The sequence below is a fragment of the Duganella sacchari genome, from assembly GCF_900143065.1.
In the GTDB taxonomy this organism is placed as follows: domain Bacteria; phylum Pseudomonadota; class Gammaproteobacteria; order Burkholderiales; family Burkholderiaceae_D; genus Rugamonas; species Rugamonas sacchari.
Genome location: NZ_FRCX01000004.1, coordinates 487,536 through 508,962, shown reverse-complemented (window position 1 = coordinate 508,962; position 21,427 = coordinate 487,536). Strand labels below are relative to the sequence as shown.

Sequence of the window (21,427 nt, the reverse complement as noted above, 5' to 3'; positions counted from 1 at the left end):
TTTGCATGTCTTTTGAGAAATTAAAATTACCAATAATCAATTAACGGGAATCTTGCCATGAACGCCACCAAACTGATCAAATCTTTCGCTGTCGCCGCCCTGCTGGCGGGTGGCGTCGCCCACGCCGCGCCGGTAGAACTGCTGACCAACGGCAGCTTTGAGCAGAATGCGCAAGCGGCAGGCACCTGGAACATCTACAGCAACCTGACCGGCTGGACCGGCGGCGCCTACGGCATCGAACTGCGCAACAACGTTGCCGGCACCGCATCGAACGGCGTGAACTTCGTCGAACTGGACACCACCGCCAACAGCTGGATGAGCCAGTCGGTCAGCACCGTGCTGGGCAAAACCTACACGCTGAGCTTCCAGTTCCAGGACCGCGCAGGCGTGCCGACTTCGTCGCAAGGCCTGGAAGTGAGCTGGGGCGGCAATCTCGTCGCCTCGATCAACAACTCGCTGGCCGGCGGCTGGGAAACCCGCAGCTACACCCTGATCGGTAACGGCAGCCTGGAAGCACTGAAATTCAAGGCCATCGGCACCAGCGACAGCCTGGGCACCTCGCTGGATCACGTTTCGCTGACCACCGCCGTACCGGAACCGGAAACCTACGCCATGCTGCTGGCCGGCCTGGCCCTGGTTGGCTTCACTGCCCGCCGCCGCAAGCAGTAAGTACCATACGCAGTTCGGGGTCAGTGCCGACATTCGGACATTTCGATTGCGAAATGTCCGAATGTCGGCACTGACCCCGAACTTAGAGGCGGGCGCGGAGGTCTTCGACGGCGGCGAGCCAGTCGTTGTAGTGCTCGCTCTCTTCCCACAGCTGACGCAGCTCGCTTTCCGGCGACAGGATGCGCTCCAGCGCCCGCACTGCTTTCTGCGCCAGGTCGGTGCGCGGCTTGGCTTTGGCTTTGCGCGCGTCTACCCATTCGTCTAGCGAAGCACTGTCTTCCGTGCGCGGCCCGCCCTTGCCTTGCAGGCGCGCCAGCACTTCGATGGCGACCAGGGCCTCAGCGGCAAACGGCGCTTCCAGGTAGTCGCCGCTCTCCAGCACGGTGTTCAGCGTGTCCTCGACCGCATCCAGATTGTTCGTCTCGTGCAAATCGTCCGCCCAGTCCTGCGCGTAGTCGTTGCCGAAGGCGTCTACCGCCCAAGTACCCATAATTACTCCTTGATGATTTTGTTTTGTGTCTTCACGACCTGCATGGCCGTGGCGATCAAGCCGCTCATGTCGCCCAGATTGGCCGGAATGATAATCGAATTGTTGGTCTTGGCAAGCTGGCCGAAGGCGTTCACGTATTGTTCTGCCACCTTGAGGTTCATGGCCTCGTCGCCGCCAGGCTCGCGCAGTGCCGCCCCCACCTGGCGCAGCGCCGACGCATTCGCTTCCGCCAGCGCGACGATGGCGGCGGCCTGGCCCTGTGCGCGGTTGATCGCCGCCTGCTTGTCACCCTCCGAACGCGCAATCTGCGCTTCACGCTCGCCGCTGGCAATGTTGATCTGCTCCTGCTTGCGGCCTTCCGACGCCGCGATCAGCGCGCGTTTCTCACGCTCGGCCGTAATCTGCGCCTGCATCGCATGCAGGATTTCCTTCGGCGGCGTCAGGTCCTTGATCTCGTAGCGCAGCACCTTCACGCCCCAGTTCGAGGCCGATTCGTCAATCGCATTCACAATCGCGGTGTTGATGTGCTCACGCTCCTCAAACGTCTTGTCCAGTTCCATGCGGCCGATCACGGAACGCAGCGTGGTTTGCGCCAGCTGGGTAATCGCCGCGATGTAGTTCGATGAGCCATACGAGGCGCGCATGGCATCGGTGATCTGGAAGTACAGGATGCCGTCCACCTGCAGCTGCGTATTGTCCTTGGTGATGCAGACCTGCGGCGGCACATCGAGCGGAATCTCCTTCAGCACGTGCTTGTAGGCGATGCGGTCGACAAACGGAATCACGATATTGAGGCCAGGCCCCAGCGTGGCGTGATATTTACCGAGCCGCTCCACCACCCACGCGTGCTGCTGCGGCACCACGTTGATGGTCTTGAAAACAAACACTAAAGCCAGAATAAACAGAATGAAGGTGACATTGCCGATGCTGATGTCCATATGGTTCTCCGTTGGTTGATCTTAAGCCGCCACAATCAGGCGGCTGCCGCGAACTTCGCGTATCGTGTACTGCCCCGGCGTCGCGGTGCCGCCAGGCGCAAGTTCTACATCCCACAGCGCGCCGCGATACATCACGCGCGCTGCGCCGTTCTGCCATGCCGGCACATGCACGGTCTGGCCGATATCCAGATTGACGTTGGGGTCGCGCTCGGCCTGCACGCGTTGCTGCTGCCTGCCGTAGCGGCTGCGGCGCAAGGCCACGGTGGCGATTACGCCGACCACGGCGGCCACCAGCAGCTGCACCGCTTCGCCGAAGCCGATCGCCGCCGCGCCAGCGCCGGCCGCCAGGCCTATCGCAATCATCAGCAGATAAAATGTTCCGCTGAACAGTTCGAGTATGACGGTCAAGCCGGCGCCAGCCAGCCAGTAACTCCAGTCAGCCATGATGGGCTCCTTTCGATGAAACAAAATGCAAAAACCCCCGCGTCCCGGTGTGGGCTGCGAGGGTTTTTACTGCTGAACAAATGGTATTGATAGAGTTTTTTGCTACTAAATTCGATAACTGCAGTCTATACCAATTTCAGCTTACGTCAATGCCTCAATTACTTTTGCAGGGACGCCAGCTTCTGCCAGGTATCGATCACCGAGTCCGGATTCAGCGACATCGATTCGATACCCTGCTCCATCAGCCACGCTGCAAAGTCAGGGTGGTCCGAAGGGCCCTGGCCGCAGATGCCGATGTACTTGCCCTGCGCGCGGCAAGCCTGGATCGCCTGCGACAGCAGCGCTTTCACGGCATCGTCACGCTCGTCGAAGTCCGCCGCCAGCAGCGCCATGCCGGAATCGCGGTCCAGGCCCAGGGTCAGCTGGGTCAGGTCGTTGGAACCGATCGAGAAGCCATCGAAGTGCTCCAGGAAGCGCTCGGCCAGAATCGCGTTGGACGGCACTTCGCACATCATGATCAGACGCAGACCATTTTCGCCGCGTACCAGACCGTTCTTGCCCAGCAGGTCGACTACCTTCTCGGCCTGGCCCAGCGTCCGCACGAACGGCACCATGATCTCGACGTTGGTCAGGCCCATGTCGTTACGCACGCGCTTCATCGCTGCGCATTCCATTTCGAAGGCGCCGGCGAAATCGGCCGCCAGGTAACGTGCCGCGCCGCGGAAGCCCAGCATCGGGTTTTCTTCATCCGGCTCGTAGCGCGAACCGCCGATCAGCTTCTTGTACTCGTTGGACTTGAAGTCCGACAGACGCACGATCACTGGTTTCGGCCAGAACGCCGCAGCGATGGTGGCAATGCCTTCCGCCAGCTTGTCGACGTAGAAGGCTTTCGGCGAAGCGTGGCCGCGCGCGACCGACTCCACTGCCTTCTTGAGGTCCGCATCAATGTTCGGGTACTCGAGAATCGCTTTCGGGTGGACGCCGATATTGTTATTGATGATGAACTCCAGACGCGCCAGACCCACACCAGCGTTAGGCACGGCCTGGAAGTCAAACGCCAGCTGCGGGTTACCCACGTTCAGCATGATCTTGGTTGGCAGCTTGGGCAGCTCGCCGCGCGAGACTTCCGAAATTTCAGTTTCCAGCAGGCCGTCGTAGATCTTGCCTTCATCGCCTTCAGCGCAGGACACGGTAACGAAGGTGCCGTCTTTCAGCACGTCAGTCGCGTCGCCGCAGCCCACTACCGCAGGCACGCCCAGTTCACGCGCGATGATCGCCGCGTGGCAGGTACGGCCGCCACGGTTGGTGACGATCGCCGATGCGCGCTTCATGACCGGTTCCCAGTTAGGGTCGGTCATGTCGGCCACCAGCACGTCGCCTGGCTGCACACGTTCCATTTCCGATGGGTCGCTAATCACGCGGACCGGACCGGCGCCAATCTTCTGGCCAATCGCGCGGCCCGACGCCAGCACGGTGCCCGACGATTTCAGCTTGAAGCGCTGCTGCACGTCGGTCGGTTTCTGTTGCGACTTCACGGTTTCAGGACGCGCCTGCAGGATGTACAACTTGCCGTCACGGCCATCCTTGCCCCACTCGATGTCCATAGCACGGCCATAGTGGTTTTCGATGATGACCGCGTACTTGGCCAGCTCCACCACTTCTTCATCGTTCAGCGAGTAGCGGTTGCGCAGCTCGACCGGCACGTCGACCGTCTTCACCGAACGGCCAGCCTTGGCTTCGGCCGTGAATTCCATCTTGATCAGTTTCGAACCGATATTGCGGCGGATGACAGGCGACTTGCCCTTTTCCAGCATCGGCTTGTGGACATAGAACTCGTCCGGATTGACCGCGCCCTGCACCACCGTCTCACCCAGGCCATAGCTCGAGGTCACAAACACCACGTCCTTGAAACCGGATTCGGTATCGATGGTGAACATCACGCCCGCTGCGCCCAGGTCCGAGCGCACCATGCGCTGCACGCCAGCCGACAGCGCCACTTCCGCATGGGTGAAGCCTTTGTGCACGCGGTAGGAAATCGCGCGGTCGTTGTACAGCGAGGCGAAGACGTGTTTCATCGCGTCCAGCACGTTGTCGATGCCGACCACGTTCAGGAAAGTCTCCTGCTGGCCGGCGAACGAAGCGTCCGGCAAATCTTCTGCAGTTGCCGAGGAGCGCACGGCAAACGACATTTCGGTCGACGAGTCGGCCACCAGTTGATCGTAGTAGGTCTTGATCTCCTGTTCCAGACGAGGCTGGAATGGGGTCTCGACGATCCACTGACGGATCTCGGCGCCGGCTTGCGCCAGCGAGCGCACGTCGTCGATGTTCAGATCCGCGAGGCGGTCAGCGATACGGTCGGCCAGCGATTTGCCGCCGTCCACGCTGTGCGACAGGAAGTCACGGAAAGCCTGTGCGGTGGTGGCAAAACCACCAGGCACACGCACACCGGCACCTGCCAGTTGGCTGATCATTTCGCCCAGGGAGGCGTTCTTGCCGCCGACGGATTCAACATCCGTCATGCGCAAGTGTTCAAATGAGGCAACGTATACCGCGTCGTTACTCTGCTCCTTCAATGCTGCGTTGGACATAATTACACCTTTTTGATGATAGAAATCTTCCAGCGAGGCGCAGACTTGTTTCTTGTTATTCTGTTCGTCGTGCAGCACAATCTAACCATTGGCGATTATTCTACAGCCTGCGGCGAGAATTGACGATTCACAATATAAGATAGCTTCCTCTACATGACACAAGAACAACGACAACCTCTGCCTTCCGCGGCCCGTACCGTATTTTTTGTTTCGGATGGCACCGGCATTACGGCGGAAACCTTTGGTCACTCGGTGCTGACCCAGTTCGAGCTGCGTTTCCGCCAGGTGCGCCTGCCCTTCATCGATACGCTGGACAAGGCGCACGACGCCGTGCGCAAGATTAACGAGGCATTTGCGACCGACGGTCAACGTCCCATCATCTTTTCCACGCTGGTCAAGACGGAGTTGTCCGATATCATTCGTCTATGCAAGGGCATGTATATGGACATGTTCCAGACGTTTGTTGCCCCACTGGAACAAGAACTTGGCGTGCCATCGACCCACACCATTGGCCGCTCGCACAACATCGTCGACAGCGAGGAATACAAGAACCGCATCGAGGCAATCAATTTCTCGCTGGCGCATGACGATGGCCAGTCGCACAAGAACCTGGCCTCGGCCGACGTGATACTGGTCGGTGTGTCGCGCTCCGGCAAAACACCAACCAGCCTGTATCTGGCCATGCAGTATGGGATCAAGGCGGCCAACTACCCGCTGATCCCGGACGACTTCGAGCGCGGCAGGCTGCCATCGTCGCTGTACGAATTCAAATCCAAGATCTTTGGCCTGACGATTACGCCGGAGCGCCTGAGCGAAATCCGCAATGAACGCCGCGCGGGCAGCAAGTACGCATCGCTGGAAAACTGCCGCTATGAAGTCAACGAGGCGGAACTGATGATGAAGCGCGAAGGCATCCGCTGGCTGTCATCGACCACCAAGTCGATTGAAGAGATCTCGACCACCATCCTGCAAGAGATTAAACCGGACCGGCGCGAATACTGATGCGTTTCGTCGCGCGCCTGCTTGCGGCATCGGCCATCCTGGCAATGGCCACGCATGGCGTGGCGCGCGCGGAGACCACCGCCTTCGTCCGCATGAACGTCGTGCCGATGGACAGCGAGCGCGTGCTGACCGACCAGACAGTGCTGGTGACCGATGGCCGTATCACCGCCATCGGCGAAGCGCTGCCGGTTCCCGCCGGCGCCAAGGTCGTCGATGGCTACGGCACGCGCTGGCTGTCGCCCGGCCTGGCCGATATGCACACTCACGCTGAAACACGTGGCGACCTGGCCGTGTACCTGGCCAACGGCGTGACCACGCTGCTCAACATGGGCGGTGCGCGCGCCAATCTGGTTGACAGCATCATCCCTGCCATCGAACGCGGCGACCTGCCCGGACCGCACGTGTATGCGAGCCTGATGGTGGACGGCACGCCGGACTACAACGGCGTGGTGCTGAAAACGCCCTCACAGGCGCGCGCCGCAGTCGAACTGGCGGCCGCCAATCGCTACGACTTCATCAAGGTCTATGTCGGCCTGTCGCAGGAAGTCTATAGCGCACTGGCCAACACCAGCCGCCAATACGCGCTGCCGCTGGTCGGCCATGGCGTTACGGCCGTGCGGCTGGAGCGGCAACTGGCGCAAGGCCAGGTCATGGTCGCGCATCTGGAGGAATTCTTCTATACCTACTTCACGCCGGCCGGCGCGCAGGAGACAGACACGCCCCCGGATGAATCGCGCATTCCGCAAGCCGTGGCGCTGGTCCGCCAGTACAACGCCGCCGTGACGGCAGACCTCATCACCTATAAAACGCTGGCAGACCAGATGGGCCGTCCCGACGCGCTGCGGCGCTACCTGGGCGCGCGCGAGGCGGCGTATGTGTCGTGGACGGATCGGCAGGCATGGCGCCGCAGCAGCTACGGCAGCAAGAGCGCGCGGCTGGAAGCCAAGCTGGCGTTTGAACGCAAACTCGCGAAAGCGATGGCGGACAGCGGCGTCGAACTGCTATCCGGCACCGATGCGCCGACGATTCCGGGCCTGACGCCCGGCTTTTCACTGCACGACAATCTGGCCGAGCTGGAACGCTCGCAGTTGAGCCGCTATCAGGCGCTGACTACCGCCACGCGCGCGCCCGGCGCCTTTATCGCGCGCACCAAAGGCGGCGTGCCGTTCGGCCAGATCAAGGTGGGATACCGCGCAGACCTGCTGCTCAGCGACCAGAATCCGCTCGACGACCTGTCGACGCTGCGCAAACCCGTTGGCGTGATGGCGGCAGGCCGCTGGTACGACCGCAGCGCGCTGGAGATGCTGCTGGTGAAAGTCCGCGAGAGCTACCGCGCGGACTAACGCCAGGCTAAACGCGCGGCGGATCAGTCTCGCGCGCATATACGCGGTGCTGCGCCAGCACCGCCTTGACGCTGGCCAGAGCCTCCATTGCATCCACCGCTGCAGCGACAATCACACCCGGATCGGGCACACCATGCGGCAGCGTGTGCGGAATCCGGGCGGCCTTGAGCAGCTCCGCACCGTTGCCCAATGCCAGTAGCGGCTTACCATGACGGTATTGCAGTTTGAGGAATTCAAACACCGTGACGTCTCCCACGGCGGGCATAGCATCCGGCACGATCACGCCATCCCACAGCACCGACGGTGCGGTTTCCAGGCTAATCTCGACAACCGGGCCAATACGCTCGCCGATCAGGCGGGGTACGGCGCCGTCATCCAGCAGCGAGGCATACAGGCTGCGCGCTTGCGCCAGATCCGTATTGGCGCCGACCAGCAGCGCCACGCGCCGCGTACGGATGCCCATGCTGCCCGGCCGGGCAAACAGGGACAGGCCTGGCGATGGCGGATAGTCGTACGGTGGCCGGTCGGTCGCTGGCGGCAATGGCGGCGGCACCGACATGCCCAGCCCTTCCGCCACGCTGGCGACCAGCACCTCATCGATATTGGCCAGCAAGGCCAGCACGCGCTGCCGCACGGCCGGTGTCTGCACGCGCGTCAGCTCGAAACGGAATGCGGCGATGATGTGACGCTGCTCCGTCAGACTCTGGCTGATCCAGAATAAGCGTGCCTGCGAATAGTGATCGGCAAACAGCTCCGGCTTGCCGCGCACCTTGCTGCCATGCTGCGGCTCAGGGAAGCTGACAAAACCGCGCGCGCCCGCCTGAAATGGGCAGCCACCCGCCAGGGAGTTGGGCTCGTAGTTGACGCGTCCGCGGTTGATCGCCTGGCGGTGCATGCCATCGCGCTGATTATTGTGCATCTGCGCGACCGGGGTGTTGATCGGAATTTCGTGGAAGTTCGCCCCGCCGAGACGGCTGATCTGCGTGTCGATATACGAATGCAGCCGCCCTTGCAGCAGCGGATCATCGCTGAAGTCCACGCCCGGCACCACATGCGCGGCGCAAAACGCCACCTGCTCGGTCTCGGCGAAGAAATTATCCGGGTTACGATTCAAGACCATCTTGCCCACCGTACGCACCGCCACCATCTCTTCCGGCACGATCTTGGTCGGATCGAGAATATCAAACGGGAACTTCGCCACCTGATCCTCCGTGAAGATCTGCAGGCCCAGCTCCCACTCCGGAAACTGGCCGCTATCGATGGCCTCCCACAGATCGCGGCGGTGGAAGTCCGGGTCGGCGCCGGTGATGCGCGCCGCCTCGTCCCACACCAGCGAATGCGTACCCGCCATCGGCGACCAGTGGAATTTGCAGAATACCGATACGCCTTGCGCGTTCACGAGCCGGAAAGTATGCACGCCGAAGCCCTGCATCATGCGGTAGCTGCGCGGGATGGCGCGGTCGGAGGTGTGCCACAGCAGCATGTGCGCGATTTCGGGACTCAGCGAAGCAAAGTCCCAGAACGTGTCATGCGCGCTGGCCGCCTGCGGCATGCCGTTGTGCGGTTCGGGTTTGACGGCGTGGATCAGGTCCGGGAACTTCATCGCATCCTGGATGAAGAACACGGGCATATTGTTTCCGACCAGGTCCCAGTTGCCTTTATCGGTATAGAACTTGACGGCAAAGCCGCGTACATCGCGCACCGTGTCGGCGGAACCACGCTCGCCGGCCACCGTCGAGAAACGTACAAACACCGGGGTGCGCTTGCCGGCCGCCGTGAACGGCGCGGCGCGTGTGAGATCGCCCAGGTCCTCGTAGCTTTCAAAATAGCCATGTGCGGCCGAGCCACGTGCGTGCACCACCCGTTCCGGGATGCGTTCATGGTCGAAGTGCGTGATCTTTTCGCGCAGGATGAAGTCTTCCATCAGCGTTGGGCCACGCAGTCCCGCTTTCAGCGAGTTCTGATTGTCCGCCACGGGCACCGCCTGGTTGGTGGTCAGCTCGCGCGCGCTATCGTCGACACGAACGCGGTCCAGCGGACGGTTCAAGGCGTTCTCGCCGATGGCCGGCTGGCCGTCGCCAACCTTTGGCGATGCCACGGTTTCCGTGCTGGTGCCGGTGGCGGGCGGTTCAAGCCGCGTCGGATGTGGCGGCACTGACGGTCCGGCCACCGTGCTCAGGATGGACCCGGCGCTGTCTTCTGCGCCGCCGTTGGTTTTACGTTTAGCCATGTCGCACCTCGTTTGTGGCGCCCTCCCGGCGGGAAGGCAGGCAACGAGTGTGCGTGCGTTACAGCGGCGTGTATTTGATCGCGCTCAGAAGAAGTGCTGCCAGTCCGCGAGCCAGTCCGGGAACTCTTCAACCGGCATCGGCTTGGCGATGTAGTAGCCCTGCGCGTAGGTACAGCCCAGTCCTTGCAGGAAATCCCAGTCCTGTTTGGTCTCGACGCCGACCGCCACCGAGCGGCGATCCAGGCTGCGGGCCAGGCCCAGACAGGAGCGCAGCACGGTGCCAATCGCGGCGCGCTTGGAAGCGCCATCGACAAAGCTGCGGTCGATCTTGAGCTCGGAGAACGGAATGCGCGCCAGCAGCTGCAGATTGCTGCGCGCCGTACCGTAGTCGTCGATCGCCAGACCAAAGCCTTTCATGCGCAGGCGTAGCAGGCGTTCGAGGAAGTGCGGGTCGGTGGTCAGCACCGCCGATTCCGTCATCTCGAAGGTAATGTAGTCCGCCATGATGCGATGCCGCTCCAGACAGGCCGCGACCTGCTCCATGAACTGCGGATGCGCCAGCGTGGTCTGGTCGACGTTGATGGAAAACGAAATCGGTATGCCCTGGTCGTGCAGTGCGCGGCAGGCCGCGGCCGACTTCTCGATCATGGTCCAGTCGAGGAAATCGACACGCCGTGCTTCTTCCAGTGCCGGCATGAAGGACGCCGGCCCGAGCACGCCGTACAGCGGATGCCGCCAGCGCGCAAACATCTCCAGGCCCTTGACCTGCCCTGTCTCCAGTTCGATTTTGGGCTGGAAGAAGGGATCGAATTCGCGCGACTGCAACCCCTGTCCGACTTCGGCAAACGACAGGGCCGGCGCCCTGCCGCCCGCGCCGTGCGGCTGCGCCGGTTGAAGATAATTGCCGATGAACGCTTCAAGACGGCTGCCGATGACCGGCTTGCCAATCGCGCCCAGCACGTTGACGCCGTAGGCCAGCGCCATGGTTTCCACCGAAAACAGCACCGCATTGGTCTGCGCGCCAACGATGATGATGCCAGCCTTGCAGCGCGCTTCGCCCAGGCGGCGTATCAGCTCCAGCGCATCCATGCCCGGCAGGGCGAGGTCGATGATGGCGATGTCCACCACCGGCGTGATACCGGCGCTGAAGTGGCGCAGCGCCGTGTGGCCGTCAGGCGCCTGCGTGATCCGTCCGACGCCAAGATGAACCAGGATATCAGCCAGTGCGTGCCGTTGAACCTGATCCCCTTCGGCTACCAGAAAGTGCAACTGCGCGATATCCATGACGGCTCCCGTGTGTGCTTACGTCTGATTCTGCCTTACTTGTTCGAAAAAGCATACTGCCGCACAGGCGGCGACGTTCAGCGATTCCACCTGGCCCAGGTGCGGAATCACTACCTGGTGCGTGGCCATGGACAGCAGATCGTCCGCCACCCCCTGCCCTTCGTGGCCAAACAGCCACGCGACCGGCTGGCGCAGATCGACGTCGTACAAGCGCTGCGTCGCATAGCCGCTGGTCGCCAGCGTCGGCACCTTGGCCGCGCGCACCAGCCCCGCGAGATCGACGTTTTCAAAAATATCCAGCACGAAGTGCGCACCCATGGCCGCACGCAGCACTTTCGGCGACCAGCAGAACGCCGTCCCGGCGCTGCAATACACCTGCCTGATACCCGCCGCCGCTGCGCTGCGCAGGATGGAGCCGACATTGCCGGGGTCCTGCACACCGTCCAGCAGCACGGCCGATACGCTCACCGGCGCGGTCACCGCGCGTTCCGGCGTCTCGATCAGGAACATCACGCCGACGCCGTGTTCGACCTGGCTGACGCCGTTGTACAGCGCATCCGGCAGCGCCAGCACGTGCGCGCGCTGCGACTCCAGCTGGCCGACAATCTCCATCACTTCGGGATTGTGCAGCGCGCTTTCGCTGACCACACACTGCTCCGGCACGCCGCGCAGCTGCAAGAACGCCTGGCACAGATGCACACCGTCCAGCAGCGTGCGGCCGGCCTTGCGGCGCGCCTGCTGGCTGCCGGCCAGCTTGGCCAGTTCCTTGTATTGCGCGTTGTCGCGCGAGGTAATCGTCTTCACAGGCGCACCTCCAGCAAGGCGCGCACCGGCGCGAACGAGCGGCGGTGCACCGGCGAAGGTCCATGCTCGCGCAGGCGCGCCAGATGCAGCGCCGTGCCGTAGCCCTTGTGCTGGTCAAAGCAGTACTGCGGATATTGGGCATGCAGCGCCACCAGTGCAGCGTCGCGTGCGGTCTTGGCCAGGATCGAGGCCGCCGAAATAGCTTCCACCTTGTCGTCGCCGCCAACGATGGCGATGCTCTGGATCTTCATGACCGGGCAGCGGTTGCCGTCGATGAGGGCCAGCGTGGGCACGGTCTTCAGCGCTTCGACCGCGCGGCGCATCGCCAGCATCGACGCCTGCAGGATGTTGTGCTGGTCGATTTCCTCTTCCGATGCCTCGGCAATCGCCCATGCCAGCGCATGCGCCTTGATCAGCGGCGCCAGCATGTCGCGCTTGGCTTCGTTGAGCTTCTTGGAGTCGCGCAGGCCATCGATAGGCCGCAGCGGGTCGAGGATAACGGCGGCCGCAAACACGGGGCCGGCCAGCGGCCCGCGCCCTGCCTCGTCCACGCCGCAGATGATTTCATCGGGCGATTCAGGCAGGTCATCGAACAGACCGGGATGTTGATTCTTCACTTTGCTCTTTCTATCACTTGCAGCACGGCGGCTGCACTTTCCTTCGCACTGTCGCGCAGCAGGCTGTGGTGCATATCGGTGAACCGCTGCACCAGGCGCTGGCGATGCGGCGCATCGTCAAGCTGCTTCCACATGGCTTCCGCCAGCGCTTCTGCGTTGGCCGCATGCTGCAGCAGCTCCGGCACCAGGAATTCGCGCGCCAGGATGTTCGGCAAACCGATCCAGGGCTGATAGCCGAAATGGCGCAGGATCTGCCACTCCAGTTCCATCATCTTATACGCAATCACCATCGGCTTCTTGAACAGCGCAACTTCCAGCGACGCCGTGCCGGATGCCACCAGTACCGCCTCCGCAGCCGCAATCGCCGTGTGCGACTGGCCGTCCAGCAGCTGGATCTCGACATCCTGCAAGCCCGCCTGCGCCACCAGCTCCTGGAAGTAGGCTTTCTGCCTGTCGCCCGCCATCGGCGCGACGAAGCGCAAGCTGCGGTCGCGTTGCAGCAGCAGCCTGGCCGCCTGCACAAACGCCACGGTGTTGTACTTCAGTTCAGACATGCGGCTGCCCGGCATGATGGCCACCACATTGGCGTCCTCCGCCAGACCCAGCGCGCGGCGCGCGGCGCCGGCATCCGGCGCCATAGGAATCAGCTCGGCCAGCGGATGGCCGACATAGCTGACCGGTACGCCGGCCTGCTGGTAGATCGCTTCTTCAAACGGGAACACCACCAGCATATGCGACACTGCACGCTGGATTTTCTTGATGCGCCCACCACGCCAGGCCCAGATCTGCGGGCCGATGTAATGCATGGTCGGGATGCCGGCGGCTTTCAGCTGCTCTTCCAGTCCCAGGTTGAAACCGGGGTAGTCGGCGCCGATAAATACCGCCGGCCGTTCAGCCAGCAGGCGGTCGCGCAACTGGTTCTGAACGCCCTTGAGTTCGCGGTAGCGCATCAGCACAGGCAGCAGGCCACGCACCGTCAGCTTGTCCATCGGCCAATGCGATTCGAAGCCCTGCGCCATCATGTTAGGACCGCCGATACCGTGGAAGTAGGCATCCGGCAGGTGCGGGCGCAGGCCGGAAAGCAAACGAGCCGCCAGCACATCGCCGGACGGCTCGCCTGCCACCAGCGCCAGGGACAACCCGCGCCCGTCGACAGGCAAGCGGGCGCCCGGCGCCATATTATCGGACGATGCCACGGGTCGCCGTATCGAGGAACTCGCGCATGGCGCGCATATGCAGCGCCACATCAGCCGGCACGGTCGCTTCTTCCGCGATCAGCGCCGCCTTGGCCTCTTCCAGCGTCAGGCCGGAGCGGTAGATGGTCTTGTAGGCCGAACGGATGCCGTTGATCTGCTCGCGCGTAAAGCCGCGGCGTTTCAGACCCTCGATGTTCACGCCATGCGCCGCCGCCGGATTACCGTTCAACAGCACGAACGGCGGCACGTCCTGCGTCAGCGACGTGCTCATGCCGACAAACGCGTGCGCGCCGATCTTGCAGAACTGGTGCACATTGGCGAAGCCGCTCATGATGACGTAGTCGCCGATCTCGACGTGGCCGGCGATCTGCGCATTGTTCGAGAAGATCGTGTTGCTGCCGACCTGGCAGTCATGCGCCAGGTGCACGTAGGCCGAGATCCAGTTGTCGTTACCGAGCGAGGTCACGCCCTTGTCCTGCACCGTACCGGTGTTGAAGGTGCAGAATTCGCGGATGGTGTTGCGGTCGCCGATGGTCAGGCGGGTCGGCTCGCCCTTCCATTTCTTGTCCTGCGGCGCAGCGCCGATGGACGAAAACTGGAAGAACTTGTTGTCGCTGCCGATGGTGGTGTGGCCTTCGATGACCACGTGCGGACCGACCACCGTGCCGGAACCGATCACCACATTCGGACCAATCACCGAATATGGGCCGATCTCAACGCTTTCGTGCAGCTCCGCTTTGCTGTCAACGATTGCTGTTGCGTGTATCTTACTCATGATTACTGGCCTGCGGCTGGCTGCGATGCGTCCGAAGCGCTGCGAATGGTGCACATCAGTTCCGCTTCAACCGCCACCTGGCCGTCTACCGAACCCACTGCCTTGTACTTCCAGATGCCGCGCGCATTGCGCAGGATCTCGACGTCCATTTTCAGCTGGTCGCCAGGACCTACCGGACGCTTGAAGCGCGCGCCGTCGATACCGACGAAGTACACCACCGAATTCTCATCAGGCTTGATGCCCATGGTCTTGAACGACAGCAGCGCTGCAGTCTGCGCCATCGCCTCGATCATCAGCACGCCAGGCATGACTGGCTTGTGCGGGAAGTGGCCATTGAAGAATTCTTCATTGACGGTCACGTTCTTGATGGCGGTGATGGTCTTGCCCTCTTCGTACGAGATGACGCGGTCCACCAGCAGCAGCGGATAGCGGTGCGGCAGGTAGGACTTGATCTCGCAGATGTCCATGGTCTTGTTTTCAGTAGTGGTCATGATTCGTCTTCTGTTTTGGTCTTAATGATTTTTTCAAGCGCGCGGATTTTATCGCGCATGGCCGACAAATTGCGGACGATGACAGCCGACTTCTCCCAGTCGGCGTTTTTCGCCAGCGGGTAAAAGCCGGTGTACTGGCCCGGCTCGAGAATCGAGCGCGACACCATGCTGCCCGAACCCACATGCACCTTGTCGACAATGGTCAGATGGCCCAGCACCATGGCCGCGCCGCCAAAGGTGCAGTATTTGCCGATCTTCGCGCTGCCTGCCACGCCAACGCAGCCGGCCATTGCCGTATGTGCGCCGATATGGCAGTTGTGGCCAATCTGGATCTGGTTATCCAGCTTGACGCCATCTTCAATAATCGTATCCGCCAGCGCGCCGCGGTCGATGGTGGTGTTGGCGCCGATATCGACGTCATCACCGATCATCACCCGGCCGGTCTGCGGAATCTTGATGTAGACGCCGCCCTCGTTGGCAAAGCCAAAGCCGTCGGTGCCGATCACCGCACCGGAGTGGATGATGCCGCGCTTGCCGATCTGGCAGCGCGCATGGAAGGTCACGTTGGCAAACAACTGCGTGCCCTCGCCGATCACCGCCTCGCGGCCGATGTAGCAGCCGGCGCCGATGACGACGCCCTCGCCGATCACGGCGCCCTCTTCCACCACTGCGCGCGCGCCAATGTGCGCGGTCGGCGCCACCTGCGCGCTGTCCGCCACCACCGCGCTGGCATGGATGCCGGGCGCCGGCACGATGGCCGTGAGCGATTCGAAATACTGCGCCGCGCGGGCGAAATACACATACGGATTCGGGACCACGATGCGGGCGCCGTAATAGCCGGCGGCGATAAAATCGTCGTCCGCGGCCGACACGATCAGTGCGGCCGCCTTGCTCTGCAGCGCCTGCGCGCGCAGCTTGCTGTTGCTGAGAAAGCTGATGTGCGAAACGCCGGCATCAGCCAACGGCGCGATCCCGGAGACTTCCAGGTTTTCGTCGCCGACCAGCTGTCCGCCCAAGCGTTCGACCAATGCTCCTAGTCGAGTGCCCATCGGGTGATCCTTGTTTTATTTGTCTTTATCCAGCGCCGCCAGCACCTTGTCGGTGATGTCGATACGGTTGCTGGCCCAGACGGCGTCCTGCAGCACAATATCGAAGCCCTCGACACCTGCCAGCTGCTTGATGATTTTGGTGGCTTTTTCCGAAATCGCCTGGCGTTCTTCGTTGGTGCGCTGGCTGACATCTTCGCGGAACTCGCGCTGACGGCGCTGGTATTCCTTGTCCAGCTCAAACACGTCGCGCTGGCGTTTGACGCGGTCGGCTTCGCTCAGCGTCGGCGCATCCTTGTCCAGCTTTTCCGACGCCGTCTTCAGGCGGCCGGCCATATCGGCCATGGCTTTTTCGCGGTTCTTGAACTCTTCCTTGAGCTTTTCTTCCGCCAGCTTGGCCAGCTTCGACTCATTGTAGATGCGCTCAGGACTGATCCATGCAATGCGCGAGGCCGAAGTCTGCGCCTGCACCGGCGCCAATGCACACCAGCCCAATGCAAGCCCGGCAAGATATTTGGTCATGGTAGCGGATGCAGTCTTCAACTTATTTCTCCGAGGTAAAAATTAATGCCATCAAACATTAGAAGCCAGAGCCCATCTGGAACTGGAAGCGTTCCAGGCGGTCACCCTGCTTGGCGTTCAAAGGCTTAGCATAACTCAACTTGAGCGGACCGACCGGCGAAATCCAGCTGATCCCCAGACCGGTCGAATAACGCAGCTGCGAAGCGCGCATCTTTTCGCCTTCCTGATAAACCTGGCCGCCGTCCAGGAAGCCGAACCAGCGCAAGCTGCGGTCCTGGCCCGAACCCGGGAATGGCAGTTGCAGTTCAGCGTTACCGATCAGGCGCGAAGCACCACCCAGCGCATCGCCGTAACGGTAGTCGACCGCGCCCAGCGAGGAGCTCAGGTAGCCGCGCACCGAACCGATACCGCCGCCGTAGAAGTTCTTGAACACCGGATAGCTGCTGTTACCCAGGCCGTGACCGTAGTCGATCTCGCCCTTGAGTGCCAGCGTGACCTTCTGGTAAATCGGCTTGTACCACTGGTGTTCGTACACCGCGCGGTAGTATTTCTGTGCGCCGACCAGGTCGATCTCGAGGTTGGCGCGCTGGTAGCGGCCGACGGTCGGGGTCAGTGCCGAGTCACGGCTGTCGCGCGCCCAGGCGACGGTCAGCGGCACGGCGTTGGTGGAGGCGGTGCCGACACCGGTGGTGGTGCCGTTAATCGTGTTCACGTAATCCTGGAAGCGCACTGGCGATGTCTGGTCGGTGGTGATCTTGGAACGTTCCAGACCAATCCCGAAGAACACCGTATCGACTTCCGAGAACGGCACACCGTAGCTGATACGGCCGCCCTGCTGCTTGATGGTGTACGAACCGATGTTCAGCGCCGGCGGCTGCTGCGTCCGCAGATACAGCTCGTAGCCGCGCGAGACGCCGTCATCGGTGTAGTACGGGTCGGTCTGCGAGAACGAAATCGTGCGCGTGTACTTGGAGGTGTTCAGCTCCAGGCCCACGGTGGTGCCCGAACCGGCAAAGTTGGCCTGCTGGATCGCTGCCTGGAACGAGAACTTCTCCGACTGCGAGAACGCGCCGCCGATCTGGAAGTTACCGGTCGGTTTCTCGGTCACGGTCAGGTTGACGTCGACCTGGTCGGACGTGCCCTGCGCTTCCGGCGTGTCGATGGTGACGTCCTTGAAGTAGCCCAGACGGTCGACGCGGTCGCGCGACAGCTTGATCTTGTTGGCGTCGTACCACGACGATTCGAACTGGCGGAATTCGCGGCGGATCACTTCGTCGCGGGTGGTGGTGTTACCGGCGATGTTCATGTGACGCACGTAAGCGCGCTTGCCCGGATCGATGAAGAAGGTGAACGCCACTTCGCGTTTATCGCGGTCGATGTCCGGATTGGCGTTGACGTTGGCGAAGGCGTAGCCAAAGGTGCCCAGGCGATCCGAAATCAGCTTGTTGGTGGCGGTCAGCAGCTCGCCCGAATAGGTGGCGCCGCGCTTCAGCAGCACCAGCTGGCGCAGTTCTTCCTCGCGGCCGAAGGTCTCGCCTTCAAACTTGATGTCCGAGACCTTGTACTTCTCGCCCTCGGTGATGTTGATGGTGATGTAGATGTCCTTCTTGTCGGGCGTGATCGACACCTGGGTCGAATCGATATTCATCTCGATGTAGCCGCGATTCAGATAGAAGGACTTGAGCGACTCGATGTCGCCGGTCAGCTTGGTCTTGGAATACTGGTTGGCCTTGGTGTACCAGCTGAACCAGCCGCCGGTATTCAGCGCCAGGTTTTCCCTCAGCTCTTTATCCGAGAACACCTTGTTGCCGACAATGTTGATCTGCTTGATCTTGGCGACTTCGCCCTCGTCCACCGCAAAGGTGATGTTGACGCGGTTACGCTCGATCGGCGTGACGGTGGTGACGACTTTGACGCCATACAGGCCGTGCGACAGATACTGGCGCTTCAGTTCCTGTTCGGCGCGGTCAACCGAGGCCTTGTCGAAAATCTTGGCTTCGCCGACGCCGATGTCTTTCAGCGCCTTGACCAGCGTGTCTTTTTCAAATTCCTTGGTGCCGGTGAATTCCACCTTGGCGATGGCCGGACGTTCTTCCACCAGCACCACCAGCACCTGGCCGTCCTTTTCCAGCTTCACATCCTTGAAGAAGCCGGTGGCATACAGGGCCTTGATGGCCGCGATGGATTTGTCGTCGTTGAAGGTTTCGCCGACTCGTACCGGCAAGTAGCTGAAGACCGTACCGGCTTCTGTACGCTGGATCCCTTCGACGCGGATATCTTTGATGACGAAAGGATCGATCGCCATGGCGCTACCGCTGCACAGTGCCAGGACAGCGGCGCCGATCAGGCTACGGCGCAAGGAAGTTGAAGTAATACGGTCAGAATATAATTTCATCGGGTTCAATGGCTCAATCAACGAGAACTACACAGTACAGCTACAGCAGCCGGGCGACGTCGTTAAACACCGCCAGCAGCATCAGCGTGAGTAACAAACCCATGCCCAGACGCTGCGCAATGTCGCCGACGCGTTCCGGCACAGAACGCCCAGTTAAAACTTCCAGCGAATAATACAGCAAATGCCCCCCGTCTAGAACGGGAATTGGCAGCAAATTCATTACCCCCAGACTAATACTGATGAACGCAATAAAGCTCAAATAGCTTGCTACGCCCATGCGTGCGGTCTGGCCGGCGTAATCGGCAATGGTGATCGGGCCGGTGACGTTCTTCAGCGAAGCTTCGCCGGTGATCATTTTGCCGATCATCTTCAGCGTCATCGTACATGTGTCCCAGACGCGAACCACGCCTTTGCCTACCGCCTCCAGTGGCGCCGAGGGCACGGTGATCATATCCGGGCGGCTGGCGATTTCCGCGCCGATCTTACCGACTGTTACAGTTCCTTTGCTGGTCTTTGCCTGTTCCGGTTTCGGCAGCACACTGACCGTCACCTGCTGGCCGGCGCGCTGCAGCAGCACCTGCACGGCTTTGCCGGGCGCCGCCTGGATGGCGGTGATAAAAGCGCGGCCATCGGCTACTGGTTGCTCGTCGGCCGCCAGCAGCAGGTCGCCTTCGCGCAGGCCCGCGAGTTCGGCCGGACTGCCGGGCATCACGCGCAGCACCACCGGCGCTGGCAGTGCAACGCCCACCCCGAGCTGGGACGGCACATCGCCTTCCAGATCCAGGCCGGCCAGCGCGGACGCCGGCAGCGTGGCGGCGACACGGCCCTGCCCTGCGCGATCCACGGCCAGGCGCAGATCATGTTTGTCGATAGCGGATTGAATGAACTGCCAGCGCAGTTCGGACCAGCCATGCACTGGCTGGCCATTGGCAGCGGTGACGACGTCGCCGCTATGCAGTCCTGCCCGCGCCGCTGCGGTTCCCGCCTCCACGCTGATTTTGCTGCTTGGTTCTTCGACGCCGTACATATACAGGCCGGTGAACAGCACAATCGCGATCAGGAAATTGGCCAGCGGGCCGGCCGCCACAATGGCGATGCGCTTCCAGACATTCTGGCGCGTGAACTCGCGCTGCATTTCCGCTTCGGACAAGCCAGTCAGCTCGCCTTCGCGCGCATCCAGCATCTTGACGTAGCCGCCCAGCGGCAATGCGGAAATGGCCCACTCGGTCTGGTCGGGGCCGAAGCGGCGCGACCACACCACCTTGCCCATGCCGACCGAGAAGCGCAGCACTTTCACGCCGCACCAGCGCGCTACCAGATAGTGTCCCAGCTCATGGAAGATAATCAGGGAGCCCAGGCAAACGGCAAATGCCAGCAGGGTTTGCAGGAAGTTCATTTGGCCAGTCCGGCGACGCAGGCTTCAGCGGCGGCGCGCGCAGCGGCGTCCTGCGCCATCACCGCCTCGATGCTGTGGGCGTCGCCATGCGGCAGCGTGTCCACCACGTGGGCGATCACGCGGTCGATCTGGCGGAAGCCGATTTTCAAATCGAGGAAGGCCTGTACCGCCACCTCGTTGGCCGCGTTCAGCAAGGCTGGCGCAGTGCCGCCGGCGCGCAGCGCGTCAAACGCCAGTTGCAGGCACGGGAAGCGTTCGAAGTCCGGCTGGTGGAAATGCAGGCCCGCCATCTGGGTCAGGTCCAGCTGGGCGACGCCGGAGGCGATGCGCTCCGGGTAGGCCAGCGCGTGGGCGATCGGCGTGCGCATGTCGGGGTTGCCCAGCTGCGCCAGTACCGATCCATCGGTGTACGACACCATCGAATGGATCACCGACTGCGGATGGATCACCACTTCGATGCGGTCGGCCGGGGCACCAAACAGCCAGTGCGCCTCGATCACCTCCAGGCCTTTGTTCATCATGGTGGCCGAGTCCACCGAAATCTTGCGGCCCATCGACCAGTTAGGATGCTTGCACGCCTGCTCCGGCGTTACTGCGTCCAGCGTGGCGACGTCGCGCGTCAGGAACGGGCCGCCCGACGCGGTCAGCAGGATCTTGGCGATACCGGCCGAGGCGTCGCGCACCTCTGGCATCTTGCCGCCGAACTGCGGCATGCTCTGGAAAATGGCATTGTGTTCGCTGTCGATCGGCAGCAGCACGGCGCCGGAGGCGTGAACCGCGTCCATGAACAGCTGGCCGGACATGACCAGCGCTTCCTTGTTGGCCAGCAGGACCTTCTTGCCGGCGCGCGCCGCCGCCAGGGTTGGCGCCAGGCCGGCGGCGCCGACGATGGCCGCCATCACGCTATCGGTTTCCGCCGCGCTGGCGATGCTGCACAGCGCCTGCTCGCCCCACTCCACTTCCGTCTTGACGCCGGCCGCGCGCAATAGCGCTGCCAGGCGGTCGGCCGCCGCCGCCGTGCCGACCACGGCGCGCGCGGGACGGAACTGCACGCATTGCGCGGCCAGTTCCTCCACGCGGCTGTGCGCCGACAAGGCATACACGGAATAGCGTCCGGGATGGCGCGCCACCACGTCCAGCGTGGATACGCCGATCGAACCAGTGGCGCCTAATACGGTGATACGTTGCATGATTAAA

Annotated in this window: 19 protein-coding genes; 3 read left to right on the top strand and 16 right to left on the bottom strand. The window is 62.2% G+C overall.

Annotated elements, in window-relative coordinates:
• Positions 1-57 precede the first annotated feature (57 nt).
• Positions 58-669, top strand: a complete 612-nt coding sequence (locus BUA36_RS11390; RefSeq protein WP_084560103.1) for a PEP-CTERM sorting domain-containing protein — start codon at positions 58-60, stop codon at positions 667-669.
• An 82-nt stretch (positions 670-751) separates the two neighbouring features.
• Here BUA36_RS11390 and BUA36_RS11385 read toward each other — a convergent pair whose 3' ends face one another.
• From BUA36_RS11385 to ppsA, 4 genes are all read right to left on the bottom strand, one after another.
• Positions 752-1,159: a DUF4259 domain-containing protein gene (locus BUA36_RS11385; RefSeq protein ID WP_072784479.1), complete on the bottom strand. Its 408-nt coding sequence runs from the start codon at positions 1,157-1,159 to the stop codon at positions 752-754.
• A gap of 2 nt (positions 1,160-1,161) precedes the next feature.
• Positions 1,162-2,097, bottom strand: coding sequence for an SPFH domain-containing protein (locus tag BUA36_RS11380; protein ID WP_072784476.1), 936 nt, complete (start codon positions 2,095-2,097; stop codon positions 1,162-1,164).
• 21 nt (positions 2,098-2,118) lie between these two features.
• Positions 2,119-2,541 (bottom strand): NfeD family protein, encoded by a 423-nt coding sequence (locus BUA36_RS11375; RefSeq protein WP_072784474.1) that lies wholly within the window; start codon positions 2,539-2,541, stop codon positions 2,119-2,121.
• Positions 2,542-2,699: 158 nt separating this feature from the next.
• A complete protein-coding gene (ppsA, locus tag BUA36_RS11370; RefSeq protein WP_072784665.1) occupies positions 2,700-5,129 on the bottom strand; it encodes a phosphoenolpyruvate synthase in 2,430 nt (809 codons plus the stop codon).
• Between the two features lie 153 nt (positions 5,130-5,282).
• On the opposite strand from ppsA, the gene ppsR reads away from it, so the two are divergent.
• Both ppsR and BUA36_RS11360 read left to right on the top strand, forming a co-directional pair.
• Entirely contained in the window at positions 5,283-6,131 is an 849-nt protein-coding gene (gene ppsR, locus BUA36_RS11365) for a posphoenolpyruvate synthetase regulatory kinase/phosphorylase PpsR (RefSeq protein WP_072784472.1), read from the top strand.
• A complete protein-coding gene (locus tag BUA36_RS11360) occupies positions 6,131-7,474 on the top strand; it encodes an amidohydrolase family protein (protein ID WP_072784470.1) in 1,344 nt (447 codons plus the stop codon). Before ppsR ends, BUA36_RS11360 begins: the two co-directional genes overlap by 1 nt.
• A gap of 7 nt (positions 7,475-7,481) precedes the next feature.
• Here the strand turns inward: BUA36_RS11360 and BUA36_RS11355 are convergent, their stop codons facing one another.
• The 12 genes from BUA36_RS11355 to ispC all read right to left on the bottom strand — a co-directional run bounded on the left by BUA36_RS11355 (position 7,482) and on the right by ispC (position 21,420).
• The gene (locus BUA36_RS11355) at positions 7,482-9,704 is read right to left on the bottom strand and encodes a catalase (RefSeq protein WP_072784468.1); all 2,223 of its coding nucleotides are present in this window, start codon (positions 9,702-9,704) and stop codon (positions 7,482-7,484) included.
• An 84-nt stretch (positions 9,705-9,788) separates the two neighbouring features.
• Positions 9,789-10,988 (bottom strand): EAL domain-containing response regulator, encoded by a 1,200-nt coding sequence (locus BUA36_RS11350; RefSeq protein ID WP_072784467.1) that lies wholly within the window; start codon positions 10,986-10,988, stop codon positions 9,789-9,791.
• Positions 10,989-11,006: 18 nt separating this feature from the next.
• Positions 11,007-11,792: a TrmH family RNA methyltransferase gene (locus BUA36_RS11345; RefSeq protein WP_072784466.1), complete on the bottom strand. Its 786-nt coding sequence runs from the start codon at positions 11,790-11,792 to the stop codon at positions 11,007-11,009.
• Entirely contained in the window at positions 11,789-12,409 is a 621-nt protein-coding gene (gene rnhB / locus BUA36_RS11340; protein ID WP_072784465.1) for a ribonuclease HII, read from the bottom strand. The genes BUA36_RS11345 and rnhB overlap by 4 nt, the downstream gene beginning before the upstream one ends.
• Complete coding sequence (gene lpxB / locus BUA36_RS11335; protein WP_072784464.1) at positions 12,406-13,587, bottom strand: lipid-A-disaccharide synthase; 1,182 nt, start codon at positions 13,585-13,587, stop codon at positions 12,406-12,408. Before lpxB ends, rnhB begins: the two co-directional genes overlap by 4 nt.
• Position 13,588: 1 nt before the next feature.
• Positions 13,589-14,380 (bottom strand): acyl-ACP--UDP-N-acetylglucosamine O-acyltransferase, encoded by a 792-nt coding sequence (gene lpxA / locus BUA36_RS11330; RefSeq protein WP_072784463.1) that lies wholly within the window; start codon positions 14,378-14,380, stop codon positions 13,589-13,591.
• A 2-nt stretch (positions 14,381-14,382) separates the two neighbouring features.
• On the bottom strand, positions 14,383-14,871 hold the full coding sequence (fabZ, locus tag BUA36_RS11325) for a 3-hydroxyacyl-ACP dehydratase FabZ (protein ID WP_072784462.1): 489 nt from the start codon (positions 14,869-14,871) through the stop codon (positions 14,383-14,385).
• Positions 14,868-15,920 carry a UDP-3-O-(3-hydroxymyristoyl)glucosamine N-acyltransferase gene (gene lpxD, locus BUA36_RS11320; protein ID WP_072784461.1) on the bottom strand — a complete coding sequence of 351 codons (1,053 nt, stop codon included), beginning with the start codon at positions 15,918-15,920 and terminating at the stop codon, positions 14,868-14,870. Before lpxD ends, fabZ begins: the two co-directional genes overlap by 4 nt.
• A gap of 15 nt (positions 15,921-15,935) precedes the next feature.
• Entirely contained in the window at positions 15,936-16,439 is a 504-nt protein-coding gene (locus BUA36_RS11315) for an OmpH/Skp family outer membrane protein (protein WP_072784460.1), read from the bottom strand.
• A 58-nt stretch (positions 16,440-16,497) separates the two neighbouring features.
• Complete coding sequence (gene bamA, locus BUA36_RS11310; protein WP_072784459.1) at positions 16,498-18,834, bottom strand: outer membrane protein assembly factor BamA; 2,337 nt, start codon at positions 18,832-18,834, stop codon at positions 16,498-16,500.
• 40 nt (positions 18,835-18,874) lie between these two features.
• The gene (gene rseP / locus BUA36_RS11305) at positions 18,875-20,230 is read right to left on the bottom strand and encodes an RIP metalloprotease RseP (protein ID WP_072784457.1); all 1,356 of its coding nucleotides are present in this window, start codon (positions 20,228-20,230) and stop codon (positions 18,875-18,877) included.
• Positions 20,227-21,420 (bottom strand): 1-deoxy-D-xylulose-5-phosphate reductoisomerase, encoded by a 1,194-nt coding sequence (gene ispC / locus BUA36_RS11300; RefSeq protein WP_072784455.1) that lies wholly within the window; start codon positions 21,418-21,420, stop codon positions 20,227-20,229. Before ispC ends, rseP begins: the two co-directional genes overlap by 4 nt.
• Positions 21,421-21,427: the final 7 nt, after the last annotated feature.

Excerpts from the sequence above, each read along its gene's own strand:
- bamA (WP_072784459.1), bottom strand. The coding sequence starts at position 18,834 with ATGAAATTATATTCTGACCGTATTACTTCAACTTCCTTGCGCCGTAGC.
- BUA36_RS11360 (WP_072784470.1), top strand. The coding sequence starts at position 6,131 with ATGCGTTTCGTCGCGCGCCTGCTTGCGGCATCGGCCATCCTGGCAATG.
- ispC (WP_072784455.1), bottom strand. The coding sequence starts at position 21,420 with ATGCAACGTATCACCGTATTAGGCGCCACTGGTTCGATCGGCGTATCC.
- lpxA (WP_072784463.1), bottom strand. The coding sequence starts at position 14,380 with ATGAGTAAGATACACGCAACAGCAATCGTTGACAGCAAAGCGGAGCTG.
- ppsA (WP_072784665.1), bottom strand. The coding sequence starts at position 5,129 with ATGTCCAACGCAGCATTGAAGGAGCAGAGTAACGACGCGGTATACGTT.
- BUA36_RS11355 (WP_072784468.1), bottom strand. The coding sequence starts at position 9,704 with ATGGCTAAACGTAAAACCAACGGCGGCGCAGAAGACAGCGCCGGGTCC.
- BUA36_RS11385 (WP_072784479.1), bottom strand. The coding sequence starts at position 1,159 with ATGGGTACTTGGGCGGTAGACGCCTTCGGCAACGACTACGCGCAGGAC.
- BUA36_RS11390 (WP_084560103.1), top strand. The coding sequence starts at position 58 with ATGAACGCCACCAAACTGATCAAATCTTTCGCTGTCGCCGCCCTGCTG.
- ppsR (WP_072784472.1), top strand. The coding sequence starts at position 5,283 with ATGACACAAGAACAACGACAACCTCTGCCTTCCGCGGCCCGTACCGTA.
- fabZ (WP_072784462.1), bottom strand. The coding sequence starts at position 14,871 with ATGACCACTACTGAAAACAAGACCATGGACATCTGCGAGATCAAGTCC.
- BUA36_RS11375 (WP_072784474.1), bottom strand. The coding sequence starts at position 2,541 with ATGGCTGACTGGAGTTACTGGCTGGCTGGCGCCGGCTTGACCGTCATA.
- BUA36_RS11380 (WP_072784476.1), bottom strand. The coding sequence starts at position 2,097 with ATGGACATCAGCATCGGCAATGTCACCTTCATTCTGTTTATTCTGGCT.
- lpxD (WP_072784461.1), bottom strand. The coding sequence starts at position 15,920 with ATGGGCACTCGACTAGGAGCATTGGTCGAACGCTTGGGCGGACAGCTG.
- lpxB (WP_072784464.1), bottom strand. The coding sequence starts at position 13,587 with ATGGCGCCGGGCGCCCGCTTGCCTGTCGACGGGCGCGGGTTGTCCCTG.
- BUA36_RS11350 (WP_072784467.1), bottom strand. The coding sequence starts at position 10,988 with ATGGATATCGCGCAGTTGCACTTTCTGGTAGCCGAAGGGGATCAGGTT.
- rseP (WP_072784457.1), bottom strand. The coding sequence starts at position 20,230 with ATGAACTTCCTGCAAACCCTGCTGGCATTTGCCGTTTGCCTGGGCTCC.
- BUA36_RS11315 (WP_072784460.1), bottom strand. The coding sequence starts at position 16,439 with ATGACCAAATATCTTGCCGGGCTTGCATTGGGCTGGTGTGCATTGGCG.